The organism is Modestobacter roseus, assembly GCF_007994135.1.
Taxonomy (GTDB): Bacteria; Actinomycetota; Actinomycetes; order Mycobacteriales; family Geodermatophilaceae; genus Modestobacter; species Modestobacter roseus.
Window position 1 is genome coordinate 1 of record NZ_VLKF01000002.1, and the last position, 4688, is coordinate 4688.

General features: G+C 61.4%; 7 protein-coding genes. 6 read left to right on the plus strand and 1 reads right to left on the minus strand.

What is annotated here, in order from left to right; all coding sequences use genetic code 11:
* Positions 1-523: 523 nt before the first annotated feature.
* Entirely contained in the window at positions 524-1531 is a 1008-nt protein-coding gene (locus JD78_RS21580) for a plasmid recombination protein (protein WP_279526879.1), read from the plus strand.
* Here the strand turns inward: JD78_RS21580 and JD78_RS21585 are convergent.
* The gene (locus tag JD78_RS21585; RefSeq protein ID WP_166521520.1) at positions 1454-1813 is read right to left on the minus strand and encodes a hypothetical protein; all 360 of its coding nucleotides are present in this window, start codon (positions 1811-1813) and stop codon (positions 1454-1456) included. The genes JD78_RS21580 and JD78_RS21585 overlap by 78 nt on opposite strands.
* A 489-nt stretch (positions 1814-2302) precedes the next feature.
* On the opposite strand from JD78_RS21585, the gene JD78_RS21590 reads away from it, so the two are divergent.
* From JD78_RS21590 to JD78_RS22935, 5 genes are all read left to right on the plus strand, one after another.
* Positions 2303-2599, plus strand: a complete 297-nt coding sequence (locus JD78_RS21590) for a hypothetical protein (RefSeq protein ID WP_166521521.1) — start codon at positions 2303-2305, stop codon at positions 2597-2599.
* Positions 2596-2877 carry a hypothetical protein gene (locus tag JD78_RS21595; protein ID WP_166521522.1) on the plus strand — a complete coding sequence of 94 codons (282 nt, stop codon included), beginning with the start codon at positions 2596-2598 and terminating at the stop codon, positions 2875-2877. The genes JD78_RS21590 and JD78_RS21595 overlap by 4 nt, the downstream gene beginning before the upstream one ends.
* 396 nt (positions 2878-3273) lie before the next feature.
* The gene (locus JD78_RS21600; protein WP_166521523.1) at positions 3274-3999 is read left to right on the plus strand and encodes a protein rep; all 726 of its coding nucleotides are present in this window, start codon (positions 3274-3276) and stop codon (positions 3997-3999) included.
* On the plus strand, positions 3996-4445 hold the full coding sequence (locus JD78_RS21605) for a hypothetical protein (RefSeq protein ID WP_166521524.1): 450 nt from the start codon (positions 3996-3998) through the stop codon (positions 4443-4445). Before JD78_RS21600 ends, JD78_RS21605 begins: the two co-directional genes overlap by 4 nt.
* A gap of 97 nt (positions 4446-4542) precedes the next feature.
* A partial coding sequence (locus JD78_RS22935) for a DNA-binding protein (protein ID WP_208104278.1) occupies positions 4543-4688 on the plus strand: 146 nt, incomplete at its 3' end.

Here is a 4688-nt window from a genome sequence, read left to right on the forward strand (position 1 = left end):
GATGGTGGAGACCAACCCCGCCGAGTGATCGCAAGGGCATGGCCCGCGCAGCCGCGCGCGCGAGGCGGAGGCCCCGGCAGGGTCCCGCGGAAGGCGGCCCCGGCAGGGCGATTATGGTGACTTCTTTGGGTAGGGTCCCAAAAAGTCTCCATATGAGCAGAGAGAGTTTCTCTCTCTGCTCATATCCTCTTCTTAATAGTCGAGGAGTAGAACATGGCCCACGGTCGCATTGGTCCTGATTTGGTAATGACCACCCGCTACGTTGGTGCGTCTGAAATCCGGCTGTTTCTGAGCATGAACTGGATCGCACCCCTGACGGTAGCTCTGCGATCGACCCTCTCCGCAGCCATCTCAACAGAGTCCTGCACGGTCCGCGCACTCAGACCGAAGCTGTAGCTCAGATGTGGGCCTCTGGGGTGCGACCTCCCGCCAAGCAGGCTGAGAGACCCTTCGTGCAGATGGTCCTATCTGCCTCCCCTGAGTATTTCCGGGCGATGACCTTCAGCCCGGCCAGTGGGACCAGGTGGCCCTGGATGAGTGGCTCGAGCGGACGATGGAGTGGCTCCAGACCGAATACGGGGATGACCTGGCTCACGTCTCGCTCCACCTCGATGAGGACACCCCTCACCTGCATGTCTTGGTGATCCCAACCTACGCCAAGGCTGCGCGGGTGCCTGGACGACGCAAGCGTGGCGAGACTTCTGAGGAATTTGAGGCCCGGAAGGCGGCAGTCGCGGCACAAGACACGGTTCGAACCGCAGGCCGTGCCAGCTCGCCCTATTGGTCGCGGCCATTCGCTCGGCGTGATGCTCGAAAGTCATATCACGCCGCTGTTGAACCATTGGGCTTGGGCTATGGCAGAGATTTCATTGGCGAGGCGACGGGCGAAAAGCCGCAACCAAAGGCCACTGGCAAGTGGGTCCGTGAACAGGCGGCTGAGCTACGTGATCGCGCTGCTGACCTGGACAAGCGAGAGCGGCAGTTGGTAACCCGCGAGGTTCGCCTGAATGAGCAGGAGCGCATTGCTCGGGCTCAGCTGATTGAGGCCGAAGCGAAGCGTGACTCGTTGATCGACACCGGCAAGCAGGAGAGGGCTCGACTGATTGATGTGCAGCGCCGTTGGGACGCGCGGAAGCTTTCACGAGAGGCCAAGAAGATTGAACGGCGAGCCGATGCACTTGTGCAGCGCACAGAGAGAGTCGTGCAGCGGGAAAACCAGCTGGATCAGCGGAGCAAGAACCTCGATAGCCGCGCAGCGCGGCTTGCAGGCTTGCAGGATGAGCTGGACCAGGATCGTGAGGACCTCCGCACGGCTCATGGCGTCCTAAGCCGCGTTCTCGGTTGGATTGGCCGCCGTTTGGGCTTGCAGGTGCCGCCCAAGCTTCAGGACGCTTTGAACCTGATCGAGGATGCGGCGCGACCCCGGATGCGGATCAAGCCTGCGGAGGAGCTATCAGCTCCGCCGCCCAAGCCGGTCGAGCAACCGCTCGATGAGGCTCGGGCGGATGATGAGGTCGGACTGTCGTTCTGACGCCAAGCGTTCTGCTTGGGCGCGCCAGGCGTCGCGGTCCTGGCGCAGCTCGCTCAGCTGGGCGGTCAGCATCTCCACGCGGGCCTCAGAGACCGCCAGCCGCGACAATGTCTCTGGGGTGTCCGCAGGGCTGACCGAAAGCTGTCCATCGGTCATGGCCGGTGACTGACGGTCAGGTGACCGGCGCAGGGACATCCAGTCATCGACCGCTTCCGGCTCGATCTGCCAGTTGCCTGCATTATCGCGGATGCCGCGAAGCTGCCCTGACTGCAGCGCTCGCATGATCGATGTCCTGCCACACTTGGCTCGGGTGGCTGCTTGCTGCGGAGAGAGTGTCCGTGTGGTCATGACCGCACATGACCGGACAGTTAGTATTCGGTCAACTAATCTTATGCGCGCTTCGCGCGGCGGGGCGAGCCCCCAAAGCCCCCATGCGGCCTTCGGCCCTGCTGGGGAGACCCCAGACCCCCGGAGGTAACGGCATGGCAAAGGTGGAAACGGTGGTGGTGACAAAGGCGTGGTGGAGTTGAAGAGAGGAGGCAGGGAAAGAAGGCATTGATACCGCCAGGATCGCAAGACAATGGCCCATGTCCCGCCCCGGCACGGGGTGGGGCATGGCGCCAGCAGGCGCCAGCGATCTTGGTGGTGTCAAAATGCAGGGGGAAGGTTCCGCGCACCGCAGGAGGCGTTAAAGAAATTGGGGCCCGTGACCCAATTTCTAGCCGACTAAGGGGACAGATTTTTTCTGACGAAGGAGGGAAAAATCTGGGCGTGGAATACCCGAAATGGTGTCTTGTTTCCCTGCCGGTGTCTCGGCTCAACCCCAACATAGAACGCGCATTCGGCCGAACTCATGATGTCGAGGGTCTGTGCATTTGGCGATTTGCCATGACGGACCAAGCTCCTGCGAGACGACATCATGAGGTCCTGGACATGCTTAAAAACTGCCGTATCCGCCTGAAGCTCACAAACGAGAGCAAAGAGATCGAAGCAACCGGCTTGGTTGCCTTGCTCATTGTGCTGTCAGCGATTGCCCTCGCTGCAGCCAAGCTTGCCGGTGTGTTGTGAAAAAGTATTTCCCGCCAAATACTTACAAGAATGACATGCTTGACGACCGCTATCTTAGCGGCGTAACATCCTCATCGGTGTCATGGAGACCTGCCTTGCAGGTTTTTGGTGGTCACCGGGCCTGCTCGCTGAACGTCGGCAAACTGACAGCGAACTTGCCCCAATCAGAAACCGGGCTGAATCGCCCGATGACCGAGGGACATGATATGCACATCTCTGCCAACAGGCAAGATCTGCGCCGCGCCCTGCTTAGGCAGGGCGATGTCGTATTCAGCTGATTCCAAGACACAATCCGCCAGCTCGTCTGGATCGACATGCGCCGCGCAGCAGGCGCCCAAGAGCCAGGGCGTAGCCCTGGATGGGGGAGGCCGTGAGGCCGGGGCGAAGCCCCCCTCGGTAATAAGAGGCAACCTTTTCACCCTTCGCCTACCTCACAAAATAAGAGCCAGCCTGACAGCCAGTCTTTTCACCGCCTCCGCCGTCTGCGCGAGACCGACAAGCGTCGTGCCGCAGGCATTGCGCTGCATCACATCGCAGCAGCAAAAGCGGCGGCGGCAGAGGAGCAAGACGCGCTCATTGAAGCTGGTCGATGCCCCCAAGATGACCGTGATTTGTTTGACGCGATATGGGACCGGGTCGATGCCTTGCCATCAGGCAAGGTCGGCCTCTGTGGCATGACCCAGATCCGCGGGGCCGAGACGGAGCAGTGGGTTGGCAGCCGCAAGAGCCAGGGCGGCACAGCCGTGCCCAACGCATATTTCACCGGCGTCCAGCGGTGTGGCTTGGGCTTCCTCTGCCCTGACTGTGGTTTCGCCAAGATGGAGACCATGCGGGGCGTTCTGAATGACGGCATTGCAGTCGCTCGGCGTTTGGGTTTCCGGCTCGTGATGATGACGCTCACGACAAGGCACGCCCGAGAGGAGGCTGCTGCTGATGTCTATACGCGGATCGCGATGGCCTTTTCTCGCGTGAAGAGGCTGAAGGTGTGGACCCGCATGATGCAGCGGGTTGAAGGCTTCTCTTGGGTCTTGGAGTGGACCTGGAGCGAGGCGGCCGGGTTCCACCCCCATTTCCATGTCGTCATGGCTGTTCGAGCTGACAGCCAGGAGGAGGCCGAGGAGCTGGCTCGGTCGGTGCAGCCGGCATACATGCGTCAGCTTGACCGGGCCGGTGGAGATGGGACCAGCACCGCCGCCTGGGAGCACGCATTTCATGTGTCCGGCGCCGAGGCTGTCGGCAATTACATGGCCAAATGGGGGACGGCTGAGGAGCTCACGAAGGGCCATGCCAAGGATGGGGCTGGCATGCCGCCATGCGGCTGCTGCGCGAGTCTTGGGCGGCCCGGTCGCAGGATGACAGGAACCAAGCGGCGGCGGTCTGGTGGGAGATCGCCTGTGTGATGAAGCACAAGTCGCAGCTCTACGTCTCCGAAGGATGGACGGCGCTCGCCGCTCGTTTCTCGGAGCTGTTCCCCGAAGAGCAGGAGGATGATCCTCCTGCTCCAGTCCGGATTCAGGGTTTTGGCTCAGCGAGTCGCGAGGTCCCCATGACTGACGCTTGGATGTGGGCGCGGCGGCGTCGTCTCTCCCTCACCGAGAGCGCCGAGGAGGAGATTGGTCGTGGGCAAGAGGATATCGCAACTCGAGTCAATGTTCGTGCAACGCTGGGGCCCACTGACGACGAGATCGTCGCTGAGGAGAGGCGGATCGCGCGCGAAGGCGAGGATGAGGTCGTCGATGTGGTCTCTCCTGACGAGTCGGGAGACATGACATCTGCGGAGTGGGTGGCGCTCTTTGACGGGCTCGTGGCCGAGGCCGCGAAGCCGCACGGACAGGAATGTGGATAACCGGAAAATCAGGATTCACAGCCTGTTCTCCATACTGTAATGTAATGTAATCTGTAGCGCGCTACGATACATTACAAAATTACAGTAAGGAGCCACCATGGCCCGTAAGTCCACCATCACCCCGGAAACCGTGGCTGCTGCTGCGGAGGCGCTGATCGCGCGCGGGGAGCCTGTCACGAACAAGTCTGTCCTGTCCGAAATCGGCTCCGGCAGCATGTCCACGCTGGTGCCGCTGCTCCAGAC